The sequence below is a fragment of the Streptomyces sp. NPDC005803 genome (assembly GCF_040630435.1).
Lineage (GTDB): Bacteria > Actinomycetota > Actinomycetes > Streptomycetales > Streptomycetaceae > Streptomyces.
This window is the reverse complement of record NZ_JBEXXO010000017.1, coordinates 78,858-98,663: the sequence shown is the minus strand read 5'-3', so window position 1 is coordinate 98,663 and position 19,806 is coordinate 78,858. Positions and strand designations below refer to the sequence as shown.

20 protein-coding genes are annotated in these 19,806 nt (G+C 69.1%); 10 read left to right on the top strand and 10 right to left on the bottom strand.

The features are described 5' to 3' along the window. Nucleotides 1-219: 219 nt before the first annotated feature. The gene (locus ABZ454_RS23905; RefSeq protein ID WP_359540694.1) at nucleotides 220-831 is read right to left on the bottom strand and encodes a TetR/AcrR family transcriptional regulator; all 612 of its coding nucleotides are present in this window, start codon (nucleotides 829-831) and stop codon (nucleotides 220-222) included. A gap of 107 nt (nucleotides 832-938) precedes the next feature. Between ABZ454_RS23905 and ABZ454_RS23900 the strand changes: the two genes are divergently transcribed. After that, the gene (locus ABZ454_RS23900) at nucleotides 939-1,598 is read left to right on the top strand and encodes an NAD(P)-binding domain-containing protein (RefSeq protein WP_359540693.1); all 660 of its coding nucleotides are present in this window, start codon (nucleotides 939-941) and stop codon (nucleotides 1,596-1,598) included. A gap of 89 nt (nucleotides 1,599-1,687) precedes the next feature. Next, nucleotides 1,688-2,434: an SDR family oxidoreductase gene (locus ABZ454_RS23895; RefSeq protein WP_359540692.1), complete on the top strand. Its 747-nt coding sequence runs from the start codon at nucleotides 1,688-1,690 to the stop codon at nucleotides 2,432-2,434. 408 nt (nucleotides 2,435-2,842) lie between these two features. Here the strand turns inward: ABZ454_RS23895 and ABZ454_RS23890 are convergent, their stop codons facing one another. Together ABZ454_RS23890 and ABZ454_RS23885 are read right to left on the bottom strand one after the other, a co-directional pair. After that, nucleotides 2,843-3,520, bottom strand: coding sequence for a response regulator transcription factor (locus tag ABZ454_RS23890; RefSeq protein ID WP_359540690.1), 678 nt, complete (start codon nucleotides 3,518-3,520; stop codon nucleotides 2,843-2,845). Beyond that, on the bottom strand, nucleotides 3,517-4,770 hold the full coding sequence (locus tag ABZ454_RS23885) for a HAMP domain-containing sensor histidine kinase (protein ID WP_359540688.1): 1,254 nt from the start codon (nucleotides 4,768-4,770) through the stop codon (nucleotides 3,517-3,519). The genes ABZ454_RS23890 and ABZ454_RS23885 overlap by 4 nt, the downstream gene beginning before the upstream one ends. Nucleotides 4,771-4,895: 125 nt before the next feature. Between ABZ454_RS23885 and ABZ454_RS23880 the strand changes: the two genes are divergently transcribed. The 3 genes from ABZ454_RS23880 to ABZ454_RS23870 are packed head-to-tail and all read left to right on the top strand — an operon-like array spanning nucleotide 4,896 to nucleotide 8,235. Beyond that, nucleotides 4,896-5,843 (top strand): ATP-binding cassette domain-containing protein, encoded by a 948-nt coding sequence (locus ABZ454_RS23880; RefSeq protein WP_359540687.1) that lies wholly within the window; start codon nucleotides 4,896-4,898, stop codon nucleotides 5,841-5,843. Beyond that, complete coding sequence (locus tag ABZ454_RS23875) at nucleotides 5,840-7,402, top strand: ABC transporter permease subunit (protein WP_359540686.1); 1,563 nt, start codon at nucleotides 5,840-5,842, stop codon at nucleotides 7,400-7,402. Before ABZ454_RS23880 ends, ABZ454_RS23875 begins: the two co-directional genes overlap by 4 nt. After that, nucleotides 7,399-8,235, top strand: a complete 837-nt coding sequence (locus tag ABZ454_RS23870; RefSeq protein ID WP_359540685.1) for an ABC transporter permease subunit — start codon at nucleotides 7,399-7,401, stop codon at nucleotides 8,233-8,235. Before ABZ454_RS23875 ends, ABZ454_RS23870 begins: the two co-directional genes overlap by 4 nt. Nucleotides 8,236-8,341: 106 nt before the next feature. Here the strand turns inward: ABZ454_RS23870 and ABZ454_RS23865 are convergent, their stop codons facing one another. From ABZ454_RS23865 to ABZ454_RS23855, 3 genes are all read right to left on the bottom strand, one after another. Next, complete coding sequence (locus ABZ454_RS23865; RefSeq protein ID WP_359540684.1) at nucleotides 8,342-8,533, bottom strand: hypothetical protein; 192 nt, start codon at nucleotides 8,531-8,533, stop codon at nucleotides 8,342-8,344. A 19-nt stretch (nucleotides 8,534-8,552) separates the two neighbouring features. Beyond that, nucleotides 8,553-8,906 carry a VOC family protein gene (locus ABZ454_RS23860; RefSeq protein WP_359540682.1) on the bottom strand — a complete coding sequence of 118 codons (354 nt, stop codon included), beginning with the start codon at nucleotides 8,904-8,906 and terminating at the stop codon, nucleotides 8,553-8,555. Between the two features lie 637 nt (nucleotides 8,907-9,543). Then, nucleotides 9,544-10,335 (bottom strand): hypothetical protein, encoded by a 792-nt coding sequence (locus tag ABZ454_RS23855; RefSeq protein ID WP_359540680.1) that lies wholly within the window; start codon nucleotides 10,333-10,335, stop codon nucleotides 9,544-9,546. Nucleotides 10,336-10,424: 89 nt separating this feature from the next. Between ABZ454_RS23855 and ABZ454_RS23850 the strand changes: the two genes are divergently transcribed. Both ABZ454_RS23850 and ABZ454_RS23845 read left to right on the top strand, forming a co-directional pair. Beyond that, nucleotides 10,425-10,658 (top strand): hypothetical protein, encoded by a 234-nt coding sequence (locus ABZ454_RS23850; RefSeq protein ID WP_359540679.1) that lies wholly within the window; start codon nucleotides 10,425-10,427, stop codon nucleotides 10,656-10,658. Between the two features lie 57 nt (nucleotides 10,659-10,715). Then, nucleotides 10,716-11,570 carry an MOSC domain-containing protein gene (locus tag ABZ454_RS23845; protein WP_359540677.1) on the top strand — a complete coding sequence of 285 codons (855 nt, stop codon included), beginning with the start codon at nucleotides 10,716-10,718 and terminating at the stop codon, nucleotides 11,568-11,570. Between the two features lie 850 nt (nucleotides 11,571-12,420). On the opposite strand, the gene ABZ454_RS23840 is transcribed toward ABZ454_RS23845, so the two are convergent. Further along, nucleotides 12,421-13,026: a TetR/AcrR family transcriptional regulator gene (locus ABZ454_RS23840; RefSeq protein WP_359540675.1), complete on the bottom strand. Its 606-nt coding sequence runs from the start codon at nucleotides 13,024-13,026 to the stop codon at nucleotides 12,421-12,423. A 59-nt stretch (nucleotides 13,027-13,085) separates the two neighbouring features. On the opposite strand from ABZ454_RS23840, the gene ABZ454_RS23835 reads away from it, so the two are divergent. After that, nucleotides 13,086-14,135: a hypothetical protein gene (locus tag ABZ454_RS23835; protein ID WP_359540672.1), complete on the top strand. Its 1,050-nt coding sequence runs from the start codon at nucleotides 13,086-13,088 to the stop codon at nucleotides 14,133-14,135. Between the two features lie 1,063 nt (nucleotides 14,136-15,198). Continuing rightward, complete coding sequence (locus ABZ454_RS23830; protein ID WP_356319364.1) at nucleotides 15,199-15,537, top strand: MerR family transcriptional regulator; 339 nt, start codon at nucleotides 15,199-15,201, stop codon at nucleotides 15,535-15,537. Nucleotides 15,538-15,882: 345 nt separating this feature from the next. Here the strand turns inward: ABZ454_RS23830 and ABZ454_RS23825 are convergent, their stop codons facing one another. The 3 genes from ABZ454_RS23825 to ABZ454_RS23815 all read right to left on the bottom strand — a co-directional run bounded on the left by ABZ454_RS23825 (nucleotide 15,883) and on the right by ABZ454_RS23815 (nucleotide 18,939). Continuing rightward, nucleotides 15,883-17,409 carry a S1 RNA-binding domain-containing protein gene (locus ABZ454_RS23825; RefSeq protein WP_359540669.1) on the bottom strand — a complete coding sequence of 509 codons (1,527 nt, stop codon included), beginning with the start codon at nucleotides 17,407-17,409 and terminating at the stop codon, nucleotides 15,883-15,885. A gap of 220 nt (nucleotides 17,410-17,629) precedes the next feature. After that, nucleotides 17,630-18,232 (bottom strand): DUF6000 family protein, encoded by a 603-nt coding sequence (locus tag ABZ454_RS23820; RefSeq protein ID WP_359540667.1) that lies wholly within the window; start codon nucleotides 18,230-18,232, stop codon nucleotides 17,630-17,632. 143 nt (nucleotides 18,233-18,375) lie between these two features. After that, nucleotides 18,376-18,939, bottom strand: coding sequence for a dihydrofolate reductase family protein (locus tag ABZ454_RS23815; protein ID WP_359540665.1), 564 nt, complete (start codon nucleotides 18,937-18,939; stop codon nucleotides 18,376-18,378). Between the two features lie 295 nt (nucleotides 18,940-19,234). On the opposite strand from ABZ454_RS23815, the gene ABZ454_RS23810 reads away from it, so the two are divergent. Next, nucleotides 19,235-19,714: a diadenosine tetraphosphate hydrolase gene (locus ABZ454_RS23810; protein ID WP_359540663.1), complete on the top strand. Its 480-nt coding sequence runs from the start codon at nucleotides 19,235-19,237 to the stop codon at nucleotides 19,712-19,714. The last annotated feature ends 92 nt before the right edge of the window (nucleotides 19,715-19,806 follow it).

Genomic DNA, 19,806 nt, shown 5'->3' with positions numbered 1-19,806 from the left:
GGGCCGGTGCCCAAGGCGGTGAACTTGTTGATCAGCAGTTGAGGGTTGACGTCCTCGGACTCCAGAACAAGGTCACAGGACACCCGGAGGAGGAACACCCCCCTGGCCACGGGGCCAGTGACTCAGCGCGGCTCAGGGGAACTCACGGGATGTCGCACATGAACAGGACCGGGACCGGCACACCCAGGCCCGGTGCTGCGCAGCGACGGGCTGGCACCGTCAGGAGCAGAGCGCCGCGACGGACCGCAGTGCGATGTCGATCGAGGCGTGAAGATCGTCGCGTTCGGCACCGGCTGAGGCGTGGACCGCGAAGCCCTCGCTGAGGACCATCACGAACCGCGCCAGCGCCCGGGCGTCCGTCTCTGCCCGAAGGTCACCGTCCTCAACCGCTCGCGCCAGCCGCTGCGCCAGCGCGCTCTCCGTAGTGGCCCGGCCGGCAGCGAGGACCTCGGGGACACGGGCGTTCTGTGGCGAGCAGGCCAGGCCGCCCTGAACGGAGAGGCAGCCGCGGGGGTGGTCGCCGGCCGTCAGGGCGTCGGCGCTGCTGCGCAGGAAGCTTTCGACGACTGCGTACGCGGTCGGTTGCTCGAAGGTGTCGGCGACGTAGGCCACCTTGGTCTCGCGGTAGCGGTCGAAGGCGCGCTGGAACAGCTGTTCCTTGCTGCCGAAAGTGGCGTACAGGCTGGGGCGGTTGATGCCCATGGCGCCGGTGAGGTCGCTCATCGACGTCCCCTCGTAGCCCTGCCTCCAGAAGACCTCGACAGCGCGGTCGAGGACCGCCTCCTCGTCGAAGCCGCGGGGTCGGCCCGTGCTCGGCCTGTCTGTTGTCATCCCACCATCCTACCGATCGGTACAGTTTGCGGAAACGCCTCGCCAACCGATCGGTACAAAAGATGTTACGGTGATCCAACCGAACGGTACAAAAGGAGGGGGAGGCCGTGACCACGATCGGAATCATCGGGGCGGGGGAGGTCGGCAGCCAGGTCGCTCGGGCGGCCCTGGCGAACGGGTACGAGGTGGTTCTGGCGAACTCCCGGGGACCGGAGACCCTGGCTCCCCTCGTCGCGCAACTCGGTCCGGGCGCCTACGCCGCCCGTGCGGCGTACGCGGCGGCCGCCGGCGACTTCGCCGTCGTGGCGATGCCTCTCACCGCGGCAGACCGACTGCCGGTCGAGGAACTGGCCGACAAGGTCGTTCTGGACACGAACAACTACATGGCCTGGCGCGACGGCCGTATCCCGGTGATCGACTCGGGCGGGAAGACCGAGCACGAGCTCCGCCAGGAACAGCTGCCGAGGTCCAGGGTCGCCAAGGCCTTCACCCACATCCAGGCGCCGGTCCTGCTCACCGCCGGGCGGCCGGCCGGTGATCCCGGCCGGCTGGCGCTGTCGGTCTCCAGCGACTTCCCGGACGCCGTCGCGCTGGTGACCCGGCTCTACGACCAGTTCGGCTTCGACACCGTGGACAACAGTCCGCTGAGCGAGTCCTGGCGCACCGCACCGGGCCAACCCGCCTGGAACCACCACGACCGCCAGACGCGCGCCGAACTGGCCCGCAACCTGCGCGATGCCCGGTTCGTCGCCCACGCGCGCCCGTGATCACGGGCGGCCTGACCCAGCGACACGACACGAACAACACAGCACACGAACAACACCACACGAACAACACCACACGAAGAGGACGACCCATGCCTGTACGACCGCTTGACGGCAAGACCGCACTGGTGACAGGAGGGTCCCGGGGCGTCGGCGCCGGTATCGTCGCACGCCTGGCAGCCGACGGCGCGGCAGTGGCGTTCACCTACGCCCGGTCCGCCGAGCGAGCGGAGGCTGTGGCTGCCGCGGCCGTCGCGTCGGGAGGCACCGTGTTCCCGATCCGCGCCGACAGCATGCATGAAACGGACGTCGAAACCGCTGTCGCGCGGACCGTCGAGCGGTTCGGCGGCCTGGACATTCTCGTGAACAACGCCGCAGTGGCCTCCTTCGGGCCGATCACCGACCTGAAGATGGACGAGATCGACGCGATGCTCACGGTCAACGTGCGGTCCGCCATCGTGGCGATCCGCCAGTCGCTGGCACGCATGGGCGCAGGCGGGCGGATCATCAACATAGGCAGCATCAACGCCGACCGCACGCCGTTCCCCGACCAGTCGATCTACGCACTGACCAAGGGCGCACTGGCGAGCCTCACCCGGGGCCTCGCGCGTGAACTGGCACCGCGCGGGATCACCATCAACAACATCCAGCCCGGACCGATCGACACCGACGCCAACCCCGCCGACGGACCCGCCGCCCAGTCCATGCTCGGGGTCATGGCGGCCGACCGCTACGGCACCGCAGCCGAGGTCGGCGCCTTCGTCTCGTATCTTGCCGGGCCTGACGCCGGCTACATCACCGGCTCCAGCCTGAACATCGACGGCGGCTTCACCGCCTGAGGGCCGGGTCGGTCTTCGCCGGTCTCTGCCACCGACGCCCACGGCACCGGAGCATCCGCCGGCCGGGGCGCACATCAGGACGGAGCCCCGGGCGGTGGTCCAGCGGAACAGAGGGGCTGTGGGCGGGGCAAGTCGCGGCGCCGAAGTCCTCCTCAGAGTTCCGGCCATCGTCATCCCAGTGCCCCTTCGGGCGCATCTCGGAAGCGGCCGCGGACAGTCGGTACCGCCGAATTCGGACGAGCCGTTGGACGTCGGCCCGGTGTTCCGTCGACATACGACGGAGGCCGTGGCCGGACGCTCCACGCCGACAAGGGCTACGGCTCCGCTCCGAGGCCGACTGCGCAGATCACTGGCGTCGGTGCACCGGGCACGGCCCCTGTTGGCGGGCCCACGGCCCCTGTCGGTTGCTCACGCGGGTGGGACGTCTGGGTCGATGATCCGATACCCCACGCCGGGTGTGGTGGCGATGGCCGGGGGGCCGCCGAGTTTGCGGCGCAGGCGGCTGATGGTCACGGTGACGGTGTTGGTGAACGGGTCGGCGTGTTCGTCCCAGACCTGTTCGAGGAGGTTCTCCGTGCTGAGGAAGGCGGGGTGCGCGTTCAGGAGAGCTTCGAGGACCGCGAATTCCTTTACGGAAAGGTCGAGTCGGTGGCCGTCCCGGCTGGCGGTGCGGCGCATCGGGTCGAGTTCGATGCCTGCCGTGCTCAGGGTGCGGGACCGGGCGGCGGGGCGGCGGCGGGTCAGTGCGCGAATGCGCAGGACGAGTTCGGGAAAGTGGAACGGCTTGGCGAGGTAGTCGTCGGCGCCCAGGGTGAGTCCGCTGACGCGGTCGCCGGGTGAGTCGGCGGCGGTCAGCATCAGGACCATCACGCGGCCGTCCCGCTCGGTGATCATCCGGCAGAGGGTGTCGCCGTGGATACCTGGCAGGTCGCGGTCGAGCACGACGACGTCGTACGCGTGGACGTCCAGCTTGGCCGCGGCGTCGAGTCCGTCGTGGGCCAGGTCTACGGCCATGCCCTGGTCGCGCAGTCCCTCGGCGATGACTTCGGCGAGGGTGCGGGCGTCCTCGACCACCAGGACTCTCAAGTCGCCACACTCGTCTCTGTGTCGGGGGTCTTTGCCGTCGCGCTGCCGTCCGTACGGGGGAGGGTGATGGTCACGCGCAGGCCGCCGTCGGGGCGGGCGAGCAGGTCCAGGGTGCCGTGGTGGGCCTGGGCGATCGCTGCGACGATGGAGAGGCCGAGGCCGCTGCCCTGGCCGGTGCCGGTCCGGTCGGCGCCAAGGCGGCGGAAGGGCCGCGCGAGCTCCGCCACCCGCCGCTGGTCGAGGAGCGGCCCGCTGGACTCGACGACGAGGGACACTGCGCCCGCCTCACCTCCTTCGGCCCGTACCGCGACACTGATCCAGCCCCCGGGGTCGTTGTGCGCGATCGCGTTGTCGACCATGTTGTCGGCCATGCGGCGCAGCAGCGTCGGGCTGCCCCACACCCACGCGGAGTCGTCGATCCGGTTTTCACGCACGGTCAGGGCCCTGGCCGCGATGTCCTTCGCCCGTCCGCTCAGGGCGGTCTGCGTGAGGTGGCCGAGGGCCAGGCGCGCCGAGTCGGTGAACTCGCCGTGCTGGGTGCGGGCCAGGACGAGGAAACTCTCCAGCAGAGCGTCCACCCGGTCGAGTTCGGCGCGCATCCGGGCGGCCAGCGTGGCCGTGGTTTCGGGTACCGGGCCCGGCTTGGCGAGGGCCACGTCCAGGGAAGCCCGCATCGTGGTGAGCGGGGTGCGCAGTTCGTGAGACGCGTTGGCGACGAAGAGGCGCTGGGCCTCGAAGGAAGCCTCAAGGCGGCCGAGGAGGTCGTCGATGGTGTCGGCGAGGTCCTTCACCTCATCGCCGGGGCCGCCGATGGCCAGGCGTTCATGCAGGCTGTCGGCGGTGATCCGGCGTGTGGTCGCCGTCATCACGCGCAGGGGGCGCAGCACCCGGCCCGCGACGAACCAGCCGAGGGCGACCGAGATCACCGCCATGACGCCGAGGGCGATGGCGGAGCCGATAAGGATCTGCCGGGACTGGTTGTCGTGCACTTGGGCCAGCTGCTGCTCCAGCCCGTCGATGCGGCTTCGGGCCTGTGCCGCAGTGGCGGGCTGATCGGTGCCGTCGACGTGGGCGGTCCGGCTGGAGCGCGATCCGCCGGATGCCGCCACGGCCGCGATGGCGAGCAGGGCCGTTCCCGACAGCAGGAACAGAGCCACATACAAGGCGGTGAAGCGGGTGCGGGCAGTGCCACGGCGCAGGCCGAGCCGGGCGGTCAGGCGCGCGAGCCGTCGGAGCGGACCCCATGTCATCCGTATGCTCTCCTCTCGCCACCGCACCAGGACACGTACCGGGTCAGGCTATGCCGAGGCGCCTAACAGCGAGATGACAGCGTTCGTTCGGCCCCTGTAACGCGCTCCGTCACAGGGTGGGGCTCATGAGCGATGAGAGTACGACGGCGACGATCGAGGTCATCGGTCTGCGCAAACGTTTCGGGCCACAGCTGGCTCTGGACGGGATGACGTTCACCGTGCGCCCCGGACGGGTGACCGGCTTCGTCGGCCCCAACGGCGCGGGCAAGTCCACCACCATGCGCGTGATCCTGGGCCTTGACGCGGCTGAGGAGGGAAAGGCACTGGTCGACGGGGTACCGTACCGCACCCTGCGTTACCCACTGCGGCACCTGGGGGCATTGCTCGACGCCTCTGCGCTGCAGCCGAGCCGCACCGCTCGTCACCACCTGCTGTGGCTGGCCCACTCGCAGGGCGTGCCGGCGCGGCGGGTGGACGAGGTCATCGATCAGGTCGGCCTGGGCACGGCCGCCCGGCGCAAGGCCGGTGGCTTCTCGCTGGGCATGCGCCAGCGCCTGGGGATCGCGGCGGCGTTGCTGGGTGACCCGCCGGTCGTCATGCTGGACGAGCCGTTCAACGGCCTCGATCCCGACGGCATCGTGTGGATGCGCGGCTTCCTGTCGTCGCTGGCCCGGCAGGGCCGCGCCGTCCTGGTCTCCAGCCACCTGATGAGCGAACTCGAAGACACCGCGGACCATCTTGTGGTGATCGGCCGCGGCCGGGTCGTCGCGGACACCAGCGTGTCCGAGCTGCTCGCCGAGGCGTCCGGTGGCCGGGTCACTCTGCGGACCTCCGCGCCGCCGCGCGCCGCCCAGGTCCTTCACGGCGCGGGCGCCACCGTCGTCGCCACCGGCCCCGACACCTTCGGCGTCACGGGCCTGCCCGACGAGGAGATCGTGGCGCTGCTCGCCCGGCACGGGGTGCCGTTCTCCCAGGTGTCCGCGCACCGGGCGACGCTCGAAGAGGCCTACATGGAGCTCACCCGGGACGCGGTGGACTACCGGGGCATCCCGGCGGGGGAGGCCACGCGATGACCGCCACCCTTACACCTCGCCCCCCGGTCACCAGGCGCGCTGAGCGCAGTGGGTTCCCGAGGACGCTGCACGCCGAGTGGACGAAGTTCCGTACGGTACGCGGCTGGGTCCTCGCCATGGCGGGGGCGCTCCTGGTGACGATCGTGGTCGGCCTGCTCGGCACCGCCGCCCCCGCCCCCGGCGGTCGCGGCGTCGACTCGGCCTCGTACCCGAAGGGCCCCGGCGGCGAGGCCGTCAACGACAGCTTCTACTTCGTCCACAAGACACTCACCGGCGATGGCACCCTCACCGTGCCGCTGCGGTCGCTGACCGGTGTGGCCGGCACCGGGACCGGCAGGACGGCCCAGGGCGCCCAGAGCTGGGCGAAGGCCGGGATCATCGTGAAGGAAAGCCTCGCCCAGGGATCCCCGTACGCGGCGGTCATGGCTACCGGCGGCCACGGCGTGCGCATGCAGTACGACTACACGCACGACACGGCGGGCCCTTCCGGCAAGGTCTCCCAAGAGTCCCCGCGCTGGCTCCGCCTGGTCCGCTCCGGTGACAGGCTCACCGGTTCCACCTCCACCGACGGCTCCCGCTGGACCCAGGTCGGCCATGCGACGCTGCCCGGGCTTGCGCGCACCGTGCGGGCCGGGCTCTTCGCGACGTCACCGGAGGCGAAGCAGGACACCTCGGCGGGCACGGGTTTCAGCCCCGCCGTGGCCACCGGAACCTTCGGCCGTCCCGGCCTCACCGGCGGCTGGTCCCAGGGGGCGTGGAGCGGCACACAGGTGGGCGGCGACGCGGGCACCTCCGGCAGCTACACGAACACCACCAAAGGCGGCTTCACCCAGACCGACGGCGGCGGGTTCAGCGTGACCGGGGCCGGTGACATCGCACCGGTCGTCGGCGGGCCCGTCATGGGCGTCGGCTTCTCCGTCGAGAACTTCCTCGTCGGCACCTTCGCCGGGCTCGTCGTGGTGATCGCTGTGGGCACGGTGTTCATCACCGGCGAGTACCGGAGCGGTCTGCTGCGCGCGACCATGGCGGCAACACCCCTGCGGGGCAGGGTGCTTGCCGCCAAGGCGCTGGTGACCGGGGGCGTAGCCTCCACCATCGGCCTGGCGACCGCCGTGGTCACCATCCCCCTCGGGGAAGGCAGCGCACGTGGCAGAGGCTTCCACGTCTTCCCCGTCACATCGGCGACCGAAGTGCGCGTCATGGCCGGCACCGGCCTGCTCTGGGCAGCCACCGCCGTGCTCGCGCTCGGCATGGGCGCCCTGCTGCGGCGCAGCGCCACGGCGGTCGCTCTGGTCATCGCGTCGATCGTGGTGCCCTTCCTGCTTGCCACCTCCGGCGTACTGCCCCCCGGCGTCTCGGACTGGCTGCTGCGGGTGACCCCGGCTGCGGGCTTCGCCATCCAGCAGACCTTGCCGCAGTACGCGCAGGTGCTCAGCGTGTACGAGCCGTCGACCGGCTACTACCCACTGGCGCCCTGGGCCGGCCTCGCCGTGCTGGGCGGATACGCCGCCCTCGCCTTCGGGTGGGCCGTGGTACGGCTGCGCGGGAGGGACGTATGAGTCTCCTGAGCAGTGCACGACTCAGGAACACTGCTGACGGCGCGTGGCCAGAGGGCTTCGGCCGTGCCCTGCGCGCGGAGTGGACGAAGCTGCGCAGCGCAGGGGGAACGGGCAGGTTGCTCCTGCTCGCCATCGGGCTGACTGTGGCGGTCGGCTGCGGCACCGCCAAGGCCGTGAAGTGCCCCGACTCAGGGTGCGGCCAGGACGCCGTCAAGCTCGCCCTGAGCGGCGTCACCGTCGGGCAGGCGGTCATCGCCGTCTTCGCGGTGCTGGCCGTCAGCGGCGAGTACGGCACCGGGATGATCCGCACCACGCTCACGGCGGTGCCGAACCGGCTCACCGTTCTCACCGCCAAGGCCACGGTCCTCATCACGGTCGTCCTGGCCTCCGGGACGGTTGCCGTCCTGGCCTCCCTCCTCGCCGGCCGTTACATCCTGCCCGGCAACGGATTCACCGAGGCGCACGGCTATCCCCCGCTGACCCTGGCCGACGGCTCGACCCTGCGCGCGGCCGGGGGCTCGGTCCTCTACCTCGTCCTGATCGCCCTGATCGGCCTCGGCGTGGCGACGGCGGTACGGGAGGCGGCGACCGCCATCGGGATCGTGCTCGGGCTGCTCTACCTCTTCCCGGTCGTCACCCAGGTGGTCGACGACCCCGAGTGGCAGCGCCACCTCCAGCAGATCTCGCCGATGACCGCCGGGCTCGCGGTGCAAGCCACCGTCCAGCTGCGCAACCTGCCCATCGGCCCATGGCCAGGCCTGAGCGTGCTCGCCGCCTGGAGCGCGACCGCGCTGCTGGTCGGCAGCCTGCTGTTGCACGGCCGCGACGCGTAGCCACATCGAGCCGACCTGCCGAGCAGGGGAAGGGGCGGAGCCGGAGGCGTCGTCAGGCGGTGGTGGGCGGCTGTCATCCGGTGCCGGTCAGATGGGCGGTGAGGGCTCACAGCTGCGTGGCCGTCCTGGGTTCGAGGCCGATGGGGGCAGGCTTGCGGATTCTGGGGTAGACCCTGACGCTGCCGAGCCGGTTCGGGCCGACGTAGGAGTTACCCGGGATGTCCTGCGTCGCGGCGAAGAGCGACGGGAGGGCACCGTGCTCGGAATCGTTGAGCAGGAACCTCAGAGAGCTGAACATCAGCCTGCCCGGTCCCCGCTCAGCTCTTGCGCTTACTCAGGACGCAGAACTCGTTGCCCTCCGGGTCGAGGAGGGTCACCCAGTGCTGCCCGTCCTGCGCGGTGTCGACGCGCCGGGCGCCGAGGGAGAGCAGCCGGGCGACCTCGGCCTCCTGGTTGTCGGGGCGGAAGTCGGGGTGGAGCCTGTTCTTCGACGTCTTGCCCTCGGGGACAGGCACGAAGAGCAGGCCCGGCATCCGGTCCGGCTCAGGCCGGATCTCGATGATCTCGTCGGATTCGTCGACCACAACCCAGCCTAGAGCCTCGGCCCACCAGCGCCCGAGAGCGACGGGGTCGGCGGAGTCGACGATGATCTGTTCCCATTCCAGTGCCATGGGCCTGAGCATAGGCAGACGGGCGATCCACCCCGCAAAGCCCCCCTCTTCCCTCTCAGTTCCCCCAGCGCGTTTGCCTCGCATGGCTAGGTTCACTGGAGCAAAGAGGGCCCTGGCGAGTAGCTTCGCTGTCAAACACTTCGATTGGATGACAGCGCGACTGACTTCACTGTCAAAGGACGCGTGCGGCCTCGTCGTCCAGGTGCCGTACTCGACTACGTTCCCGCAGTCGTAGGCACATCGACGGAATTCAACTCCCCCTGCCAGCAACCGGCTTCACCGACTCGACTGCATCCGTAGCCTGACCGGCATGACCACTCCCAGCAGACCCCGGGTGCGAAACAGGCTTCAGACCCGGCCACAGAGCACGAGCTCACTCATCGCTTCCGCTCGCCGCGCCCCACCTGGTGCCGACGGTGAAGAACGCCGGATCACGGCAGCGAAGTAGAGCACAGCCAGAAGGGCTCCAGAGACGAAGCCCAACGCCGGCACAGCCGTTGGCGGCCCCCGTGATCGGTTGGACAAGGCTTTACCGACCCCGCGGTGCTCGAAGCGGCCCTGGATGCGGGGGGCCGGCATGAGGCCCCGCATGTGCCCGGGCTGCAGGCCGGGTAGTGCAACGGGCCCGAGGCCGGGCTCAGTTCGAGCGCCGCAAGGCGGGCAGGTCGGCGCAGAGGGCGGCTGGGAAGGCGGGCTCGATGCGGTGGACGTCGGTGCAGCCCGCGTGCGTTCCGCGTGCGAGGGGCACCCAGCCCGGCTTCTCGGCCCGGAAGAACCACCGGTCGCCGAGGCCCGCCCCACAGCCTGGGGCCTCGCCCTCGGCGCAGGCCGGGCCCATGCGCGAGGACACGTCGAACACGAGCCACTTCCCGTCGCAGTGCTCCTCGCCGCGGGAGGTGTGGTTCGGCACGTCGAGTGCCGCCACCGCCTGGTCGTACGAGGCGGGGGTGCAGCCGGTGGGTGCCGGGTGGCAACCACGGTCGCCGCACAGGCGCAGGTCGGGCAGGTCAGCGTCGTCCGCGGTGAACGTCGTGTCGTTGTCCACGGCCAGTTCGCGGTGGCCGAGCGCGGACGGCAGCCGTACCTCCGCCGTGCCGGTCGCGGTCTTCGAGCAGTCGGCGTGCGGGTCGCCGGTCAGGGCGGAGAAGGTGACCTGCACCCACACGGTGCGCTCCGACGTCGAGGTCACGACCGCCTTCAGCCCGCGCGCGCAGGTCTTCCCTTTGCCGGGCACCTCTGCGTCGACGCTGAGCGCGCGCCCGCCGTCGGAGAGCCGGGCGGCGGTCACGCGGAACGGCGCGAACGTCTGCCAGTGCGGTGCTTCCGTCGTCGGCGCGCCCGCCCCGACCCGCTGTGTCCCGCAGGCGCCGAGCAGCAGTACAGCGACGGCGCTCAGCAGGACGACGGCCAGTGATCTCCTGCACCGCATGTGTTCCGGACCCCCCGAGAAGACAGAAAACAGTCGACCCGGGCGACTATAGAACGCCGCGTACACGTCAGGCTCGGCGCGACCGTACAGTGCTCGACCTCGTCGAAGCCGCCCGCACGGACGCCGAGACCGCCGTCTGCTACGACCTGGTCCGATCGGCGATGGAAACCGCCCTCGGCGCCATCCTGACCGGCCTCCGCTACGCGCCTGTCGGTCAACTGTCCCTCGCCTACTGGGTGAACCGGCCCCTGCGCCGCCGCCTCACAATCCTGGCCATCGTTCGGCTCGGACAACCACTCGAACCTGATGTGGCGGCTGGTTGATCGCTTGTTGTCATTGTTCTGGCGTGAGGGCGACGGAGAACGTCATACTTGATCAACATGGGGACTGTGACGGCGCTGTACCGGTATCCGGTGAAGTCCATGCTCGGCGAGGCTCTGGGGTCCGCGATGGTCACTCACTCGGGACTGTCCGGGGACCGGACCCACGCTGTGCTCGACGAGACAGGCGCGATCGGGAGTGCCAAACACCCGCGTAAGTGGGGGCGTCTGTTGGGCTGCAGAAGCCGGACTGCCGACGATGACACCATCGAGGTCCAGCTGCCCGACGCGGCGATCCTCAGAGTCGGAGATCCCGATCTGGACGCCCGGCTGTCCAAGCTGCTGGGTCGTCAGGTGTACTTGCCGACCGACGCGCCGGCCCATAGCACGCTGGAACGTGCGGTGCCGGAATACGAGGGCGGCGTCCCCGATGCCGTCCGGGCAACGGCATTCGTGGACGGAACAGGGGAGAGGATCACCGTAGGCAAGGTCGCGTCGGGAACCTTCTTCGACTACGGCAGGATCCACCTCATCACCACGTCCTCACTGACAAGGCTCCAAGGCCTCTGTCCCTCCAGCGATTTCGATCCGCGCCGCTTCCGCCCGAACGTGGTGGTCGACACGGGTGACGGTCCGGACTTCGTGGAGGACGCCTGGCAGGACCGGCGGCTGCGGATCGGCGAGGCGCTGTTTCGCGTGCTGGTGCCCACGCCCCGCTGTGTGGTTCCCGCGCTCGGCCACGGCGAGCTGACCGCAGACCCGGGCATCATGCGCGCGATCGCCCGTGAACACCGGGTGCCGGTATACGATTTGGGCCGGCTGGCGTGCCTTGGTGTATACCTGGACGTCCTGGAACCCGGCACGGTCCGGCTGGGCGATTCGATCACGATGCAGGACGGATTCTGCTCAGGCTGATCGCCTGCGTGGGGTGGTACGAGGCAACCTCGCGGCGGGCCAGCGTTGTGACCAATAGGTCCGCCCGGTGGGTGCTTGGGGCGGGTTGGATGTGCGATGGCGTCCGATCCCGTCCGGTGTCCGATCCAGTCCGGTGGCCGAGCCGGTCCGTGTGCGCGGACTGACCGACCAGGAGGGGCAGAGGCTGCAGCAGACCGCACGCCGGGGCAGCGCCAGTACGGTGCGCTACCCACGCGCGGTTGCCGGCGAAAGGACGTTCCCCTCCTCGGCGTGCACGAAACGCGTCACGGCTTTGGCAGCCGCGACGGTCGACGTGTGGGGAGGTGGTCAGATCGGCGAGTGTCTGGGACGTTCCCCCAGCAGATTCACCACCAAGATCCACCTCGTCGTCAGGGACGCTGCAGGCCTCTCGCGTTCGTCCTGACACCCGGACACTACGGTGACGGGCCCCAGCTCGCGCGCATCCTGCAGCAGGTTCTGGTGCCCCGAGCCGGAGTCGGCCGGCCCCGTACCCGGCCGGCCCCGGACCCGGTCATGCCCTGACGACGGCCAGGCTTACACGTCCTGGATGAACCGCCGCCACCTGCGACGAGGCGGAATCCGAACCATCATCCCCGAGCGTCCCGACCATTAGAGATATCGGACGACGGGGGGCCCTGAGGCGGGCGGCCCAGCGGCTTCGACAGTGAGCGCAACGAGAAGCGCAGCACGGTCGAACGCGACGACAAGCGCATCAAACGCTTCCGGGCCGTCGCCTCCCGCTACGAGAAACGCGCCTGCATCTACCTTGGCACCGTCACGATCGCAGCCCTCGCTGTCTGGCTCCGAACATGACTCCGAGAAGCACTGTCTAGTGGTCTGGGCTTTGCTGGAGCATGACGAGGGGGAGGAACAGCAGGTCCACGATCTCCTCCAAGTCGGCGTCGGACGGGGTGCGACGGGCCATCAGGAGTTCATGGAGAACGAGGACCACCGGGAGCGCCACGAGCCGGTCGGGGAGCGAGGCTGTCGGGTCGATCTCACGACGGTGGGCTGCCCGGTCCAGGACCGTTCGCATCCAGTCGCCCCCCGGACCGCGATTACGGGAGGCCAGGTACGCGGAGAGTTCCGTGTCCGACCCCTGCTCAGCGGCAAGCACCTGTCGTACCGGGGCCAGCTCGGCCATCTGGCGGACGACGAAGCGCAGCAGGGCTATCACATCACCGCGAAGAGTCCCGGTGTCGGGCGGTTCGTTCGGTACCGGTGGCGCTTTGCGGCTCAAGGCGGCCAGGACGAGATCCCGTTTCGTGGGCCACCGACGGTAGAGCACTGCCCGGCTCGTGCCGGCTCGGGCGGCGACCGCTTCATACGTCAGCCGTTCGAAGCCGCAGGCAAGCAACTCGTCCCAGGCTGCGTCAAGGAGGGCCGTTTCCAGCTCCGCCCCTCGTCGCCGCGTGCGTACCGGTTCTTTAGACACGTCATGTATCTTAGTCGCGGACCGAAGATACGCAGTGACTCTTATTTGGAGGCGTCGATATGCGTGGCAGAGGCATCCACTACGACACCGGCATGTTCGTCCTCGGCAAGCACTCCCGGCCGACTTTCGACCCCGGTGTCGTCGAGAGGGAGATACGGATCATCGCCGAGGACCTTCACTGCACTGCGATCCGCGTCATCGGTGACGATCCCGACCGGATCGACGTAGCCGCGCGGTACGCAGCGGCTGCGGGACTGCAGGTCTGGTACTCGCCCTTTCCCTGCGATATGACGAACGATCAGATGCTGCCGCTCCTCGTCGACTGTGCGGAGCGGGCCGAACGGCTGCGCCGGGAGGGCGCGGACGTCGTTCTTGTCACCGGCTGTGAGCTGAGCCTGTTCGCCCAGGGGTACCTTCCCGGCGATACGTTCGCGGATCGCGTCCCGGTCCTCGCCGGCCCCGACCGCGAAGCCGCACTCCAAGGTATCCCTGACCGGGTCAACGCCTTCCTCGGCGCACTCGTCGCCGCCGTACGGCCCGTTTTTGGCGGCCCGGTCACGTACGCCTCCAACCCGTTGGACGGCGTGGACTGGGAGCCGTTCGACATCATCGGGCTCGACGCCTTCCGCGGCCTGCGCAACGCCGCGAGCTACCGTGACGACCTGCGCAAGGAATTCGCCCACGGCAAGCCGGTGGCGGTCCTGGAAGTGGGCTGCTGCACCTTCCAGGGAGCAGGTGATTACGGTGGCGCGGGATGGTACGTAGCGATGGAAGCGGACGGCGTCACGCTCAGGTCCGACCTGGTACGCGACGAGAGCGAGCAGGTCCGGTACATCGAGGACCTCATGCCCGTCTTCGACGAGGAGGGCGTCGACTCCGTCTTCTGGTTCAGCTTCATCGACTGCCGCGCCCCGCACCGCACGGACGGCGCTCCGGATCTGGACATGGCCTCCTACGGCATCGTCAAGCTCATCGAGAAGGATCACGGCATCCCCTCGTCCTCTCGTGCCTATCCCGACATGCCCTGGGAACCGAAGAAGGCCTTCTACGCGCTCGCCGACCGCTACGAAGGCCTCCGGCAGCAGGGGGCCGCCGATCCGGTCCGGTGAATATCGCCCGACGTTTCATGTCTGGACGGGTCAAGGGAGAAGCTAGAGCCGGGTGGCCCCCTCGCGGCGCCACCGCGTGGACGGTTTGCCCTCCGGGCTATGCGTTTGGGCAGCACCTCCCGGCAGGCCCGCTGCGAGGGCTTCGTCGGCTTCGGAGGACCGCTTCACCTTCACCCCCTCCGCCCCTCTGCTGCGCCGACTCCCATGCCCACGCGGGCCGGCTCACCCCGGCTTATCGCTCCGCTCTGGCCGGCGGGGCGGCCGCGGGCCGGCGGGAGACGGGCACCCCGGCTTCCGTGTCTCTGTTCGAGATCTGTTACCTGACCGCCGGGCGGGGAGAAAAGCTGTGTTGGCCGGAGTAGACATTGAGTGGTGATGTGGTTATGGTTTCTCTCGTAGCTTAGAGAGGTCGAAGGCCCCGGCAGGGATGAACTGCCGGGAAGCATTATCCGCAAGTGCCGTTGCAGGACGGTGCGGTGACGGAGTTTCGAAGCCAGGGTTGTTGCAGGACGGCGACGGGACTGGTGACCGGACCGGGTGGCCCGCAGTGATCAGGGGCCGCCGCAGGAAGTACCGCAGTGGCAGTACCCGTAGTGAATGCGGTTCGCGGTACCCAGCAGTGAAGTGAGTAGTACCTCGGTGAAGGCGTCGGCTGCGGGCGCGCGCGCCGGGAGGTCCGGCAGTGGGGTTCTAAGCCAGAGCAGATGCAGGACGGGCGACGGGGCTGGCTGCCGGAGGTGGTGCTGCGAGAGGCCACCAGCAGTACACGCAGTACGCGGTTCCCGAGTAAGTGATTGATCAAGAGGGAAAGGACGGAGGAACCAGGCGCCATCAGGATCGCCCGGACGCCACGCGAGTCCGGGTACCGCAGGACATCGATAGTGAGGTGGTCTCCGGTCACGCATCCGCGATCCACGCAACCGCCGCGCATCCCCCCGGGGGCGGTGCGGACACAGCAGCCGGCGCAGGACCAGGGCCGGCAGATGGTGTAGCAGTTCCTTCGGGGCCCGGGTGCCGGCAGTACGGCACCCGGGCCCCTCAACGCGTTCCCGAGAGAGGTGCAATGACAGCAGATGACTCGTACGGTCGTCTCGACGATGACGACTACCCCGCCTACACCATGGGCCGCGCCGCCGACATACTCGGCACCACGCACAACTTCCTCCGGGCGATCGGCGAGCACCGCCTGATCACCCCGCTCCGCTCCCCGGGCGGCCACCGTCGCTACTCCCGCTACCAGCTGCGCATCGCCGCCCGCGCCCGCGAACTCGTCGACCAAGGCACCCCGATCGAGGCCGCCTGCCGCATCATCATCCTCGAGGACCAGCTCGAGGAAGCGCAGCGCATCAACGCCGAACACCGTGACGCTGCGAAATCAGTGAATGAAACGGCTGCGGCTTGAACGGGGGCGCAGTCGATCAGATCCCGCAGGACGGCGCAGCCCGGGGCGTGTTCGGCATCAACAACCGTGCGTCATGTCCATGGCTTAGAGCCCCTGCAGACCGAAGCACCATCCGGGCCCGCCCAGTTCCTCGGCCGATCGCCGAGACCAGGTGCACCATTTCCTGTGACCCCGGCCCCTCGGGTAGATCCTCATCAGCCGGGGGCAGCCCGGTAGCGCCTACCTGGGGTGCAGGCGGTGGGGCGGATGACTGGCCGAGGCATTCGGCACTTGGGGCATGTACGGCTGACCGTGGTGACTCCCTCGCTGCCGTGAAGAGAACGGTTGGGCGTGATCGTTGAGGGCTCACGCGGCACCATCGTCCACATTCCGGTGGGCGCGTTTGAGTGAAAGGCTGATGCGGCGACGCTGTCGGTCTACGTCGAGGATGGCGACACGGACCTGGTCGCCGACCGCGACCACCTCCTGAGGAGTCTCGACGTCGTGATCGACCAGCTCGGTGAGGTGAACCAGGCCCGAGATGCCTTCCTCCACCTGAACGAACGCTCCGAACGGCACGAGCGCTGTCACCGTCCCCGGAACCGTGTCGCCGCCCCTGTGGGTATCGGCAAAGTGCCGCCAGGGATCGGGCTGCAGCACTTTCATGGACAGGCTCACCTGTTCCCGTGCGAAGTCGATACTGATGATCTCGGCGCGGATTTCGCGACCGATCGGGGCGACGTCGTCCACTGAGTCGAAGCGGGTCCAGGACATCTCGGGGACACGGAGGAAGCCGAGGAAACGGCCCAGGTCATCGTCGAGGTGCACGTACACCCCGATGTCATCGAGCCCCGTCGCGACCACGCCGACGACAGCCTCACCTACTCGCAGGGAGCCCAGGAACGTCCGAAGCTCATCGGCCCGGCTGCGATTGGTGCGCCAGCGCGCCCGCAGGACACCGTCCGCGTCGGGCAGTACAGCAGCGAGAAGAGGACAGCGATCATCTCGTTCCAGCGGGACCAATGCGGCGCGGTGGCCCGGGCCCGCCGTGATCCGGGGATTCGGCACGTCTGCACGTCCCATGCCCGGCTCGGCGACGCACGCCCTGTGGAACCCCCCACCCGGATACTGCTCAACGAGCAGTTGCAGGCGTTCTCCGCGCACGACCGCGGCACGGATCACATCGATGTCGTCGGTGAGGTCCGGCCATACCGCCAGCCGCGCTCGTGGGCTCAGACGCTGACGCACAGCCCCGACCTCGTCGGCGGTCGTCAGGCGGTGCCAACGGTAGGCGTTGCCGCTCGGACGCTCCTCCAACAGGACCCCGCCGAGGCCCGCGACCAGTGCGCCGACCTCAGACCAGAACTCCTCGTCGGCGGCCCGCGAGGTGTCGGTCTCGTCGAGAGCCGGGTCGTAGGGCGAGCTTGCGACCCGGTCGGCGAACAGCCCCAGAGCGCGGGTGCGGGACACGTCGTTCTCGTGCTCCCGGGCATCGCCGACGTAAATATCGTCCCGGTCACCGACATGGACGAAGAATCCGTTGTCTGCCAGCAGCCGGCACCAGGCACCCTCCCGTAGCACCATCGCCCGCAGCAACCCGAGACCGGTGGCGAGCGGGACGCGCGCGCCGTCGTGGAACCCGACGCTGTCATAGGGGAACAGCCCGCTCAGCCCGTGCCCCCCGCTTCCCGCACGGACGGAGAAGGAGAAGAACCCCTCGGCCATGGGGTTGTCGATCGTCACCTGCTCGACGGCGGCATCGAGCGCGAACCCGGCCACTGCTGCCACGCATGCAGCAGCGACGCGTTCTCTCGAGTCGTACGCGATCAAGGTGCTGCCTTCGTCGGCCGCCGCGTCGAGGTCAGCAGGGTCGTACGGAGTGATGCGGTACACAAAGGGCGCCATGTCAGCGGCCCGGATGGCTCGTAGTCGCCCTGAGGGCCGGTCGTGGGTGGACAACGGAAATGATCACCCGCGCACTGTATCGTCACGTGGCACGGCGTGAGCAGGCTCGATCTGGCCGGCGTTGCCAGAGTCGCCACTGGTCCGCGACCTGAATGGGCGGTCTCCGGATGCTTCTCAGACGCCCCGAAACCCTCACCGAGCCCGAAGGTCAGGTGTCGGCGCATTCGTCGACGACAGCGCAGGCGAGGCGGATGCCGCCCAGATAGGCCGAGATGTCGTCATCGCCGTGCATGTGGGGCGCGTCCTGGAACCACCGCCGCCACAGGCCGCCCTCCTGGAGGAGGCGGCTGGCCCGGTCGCCGCGCAGGGCGGAGTCGGTGTACGCCAAGGCGCCCATGGCCGTCGGCTGGTCGTAGGCGAGGTCGGGCCGACGCAGGTAGCGATCCAGGTAAGTGGCGAGCAGGTCGGCGTCCCGTGCCGTGCCGAAACTCGCCAGCGCCACGCAGTAGGCCCCACCCGCGCAGCAGACCTCGCTCTCCAGCAGCAGCGCTCCCAGACGCTCGCGGAAGTGGTCACGGCGCGAGACGGCGGCGAGCCATGCCGCGGTGCGCCGCTCGCGCCAGCTGCCTTCGAAGAGGGCGGTGAGCTCGGCGTCGGAAACAGCCTTCGCATCAGCGGCCAGAGCACGAACGAACAGCTCGTACTCCTCGCGCGGCATACGAAGTACCGCTCCACCGAGCTTCAGGTAGCGCCGCGCGGGGGCGCAATAGCGGCGGAACAGGTCCTGTATCTCGGGGTCGCGGCGGATCACCGCCCCATCCTCTCGCGACAAGTACGCAGCTGAGGGTGTGGGGGCCCATAGCGAAGGACCTCGGCGCTGCGTCTGGCAAGGCGGAGCAGGGCCGCTTACGTTCGCGTCGACCCGGCAGGCGGTCGAGTCGCGTGACGGCCCGCTCAGCGCCTCGTCTCGTACCTGGTCAGGCTCACGCCGCCGGGAAGTGTCCGCGTCTCCACCAGGTGCAGGTTCACCCAACTGTCCAGCGCGGTGAAGAACGGCGTGCCGCCGCCCACCAGGACCGGTGCGGTGGCCAGCACGTATTCGTCGATCAGCCCGGCCCGCATGGCCGCCCCAGCGAGCGTCGCGCCGCCGATGTCCATCGGGCCGCCGTCCTCGGCCTTGAGCCGGGTGATCTCGGCGACCGCGTCGCCGGTGACCAGGCGGGTGTTCCAGTCGACCTTGTCGATCGTCGAGGAGAACACCACCTTCGACATGTCCCGCCAGCGGCGCGAGAACTCGATCTCCGCCGGAGTGGCGTGGGGCTTCTGGTCGCCGGTCGGCCAGTAGGAGCTCATCGTCTCCCACAGCTTGTGGCCGTACAGCGACAGGTCGGTCGCCTGCAACTGGTCGGACCAGAACTGGAACAGCTCGTCGCTCGGCACACTCCAGCCGATGTCGTCGCCGGGCGCGGCGATGTAGCCGTCCAGAGTCAGATTCATGCCGTAGATCAGTTTCCGCATGGCACCAGTCTTCCGTGAGTCGGTCTCACGCGTACAGACCGGCGCGGCGCGGGAAACTCATCGGTGCGCGATCTGAGTTCGCATGTAGTCCCTGCTGGTCGACGCCTGTCCGCGCTGCCGCCGAGCGCCGCGGCACACCCACGCGACCTCCCGCATTATCCTGCTCCGGGACACTGCTGATGGAGTTTCGGAATGACCGGAGCCGCTCCTCGCCTCACTTGATTGGTTCTTGGATTGCGTGAGGAGGGCGGGGAGCGAAGAGCGCTCCTTGATCACCTGCGGGTAGATTCTGGCCATGACTGGTGATTGGCGAATGGATCGCATCGGGACTGCTCTGCGAGGCGAGAACCCGACGGTGCTGCGGCGTCTTGCGTCGGGGTTCGCAGTGATCGGCGACGTTCAGTTTCTGCCGGGCTACTCGGTTCTCCTCGCGGATGAGCCGGATGTTCGACGGCTGTCCGACCTGCCGAAGGCCAAGCGGTTGTCGTTCTTGTCCGACATGGACCAGCTGGGCGAAGCGGTGGAGCGGGCATGTCGACGACTGGACCCGGCTTTTCGGCGGGTCAATCTGGAGATTCTGGGGAACACAGACCCGTTCTTGCATGCGCACGTCTGGCCACGCTTCGAGTGGGAGCCGGACGATCTCGTAGGTGCGCCGGTGTGGCTCTATCCGCATGACCGGTGGAGCGCTGAACAGTTCCGGCTCGGTCCGCAGCACGATGGGTTGCGGGATGCGATCGGCAGCGAACTTGATCAGTTGCGCTCGATGGCCTGAGCCTGAAGGTGTGGGCCCGTCGGCCGTCGGGTCGGCGGGCCGGTGATCAGTGACGTTCAGACGAGGCTCGTCTCAGTGGGGTGTGACCTCGG

What these genes read in the sequence shown, in the direction of transcription:
- ABZ454_RS23905 (WP_359540694.1), bottom strand. Translation starts at nt 831, where the DNA reads ATGACAACAGACAGGCCGAGCACGGGCCGACCCCGCGGCTTCGACGAG.
- ABZ454_RS23895 (WP_359540692.1), top strand. Translation starts at nt 1,688, where the DNA reads ATGCCTGTACGACCGCTTGACGGCAAGACCGCACTGGTGACAGGAGGG.
- ABZ454_RS23885 (WP_359540688.1), bottom strand. Translation starts at nt 4,770, where the DNA reads ATGACATGGGGTCCGCTCCGACGGCTCGCGCGCCTGACCGCCCGGCTC.
- ABZ454_RS23880 (WP_359540687.1), top strand. Translation starts at nt 4,896, where the DNA reads ATGAGCGATGAGAGTACGACGGCGACGATCGAGGTCATCGGTCTGCGC.
- ABZ454_RS23875 (WP_359540686.1), top strand. Translation starts at nt 5,840, where the DNA reads ATGACCGCCACCCTTACACCTCGCCCCCCGGTCACCAGGCGCGCTGAG.
- ABZ454_RS23870 (WP_359540685.1), top strand. Translation starts at nt 7,399, where the DNA reads ATGAGTCTCCTGAGCAGTGCACGACTCAGGAACACTGCTGACGGCGCG.
- ABZ454_RS23865 (WP_359540684.1), bottom strand. Translation starts at nt 8,533, where the DNA reads ATGTTCAGCTCTCTGAGGTTCCTGCTCAACGATTCCGAGCACGGTGCC.
- ABZ454_RS23860 (WP_359540682.1), bottom strand. Translation starts at nt 8,906, where the DNA reads ATGGCACTGGAATGGGAACAGATCATCGTCGACTCCGCCGACCCCGTC.
- ABZ454_RS23855 (WP_359540680.1), bottom strand. Translation starts at nt 10,335, where the DNA reads ATGCGGTGCAGGAGATCACTGGCCGTCGTCCTGCTGAGCGCCGTCGCT.
- ABZ454_RS23845 (WP_359540677.1), top strand. Translation starts at nt 10,716, where the DNA reads ATGGGGACTGTGACGGCGCTGTACCGGTATCCGGTGAAGTCCATGCTC.
- ABZ454_RS23835 (WP_359540672.1), top strand. Translation starts at nt 13,086, where the DNA reads ATGCGTGGCAGAGGCATCCACTACGACACCGGCATGTTCGTCCTCGGC.
- ABZ454_RS23830 (WP_356319364.1), top strand. Translation starts at nt 15,199, where the DNA reads ATGACAGCAGATGACTCGTACGGTCGTCTCGACGATGACGACTACCCC.
- ABZ454_RS23815 (WP_359540665.1), bottom strand. Translation starts at nt 18,939, where the DNA reads ATGCGGAAACTGATCTACGGCATGAATCTGACTCTGGACGGCTACATC.
- ABZ454_RS23810 (WP_359540663.1), top strand. Translation starts at nt 19,235, where the DNA reads ATGACTGGTGATTGGCGAATGGATCGCATCGGGACTGCTCTGCGAGGC.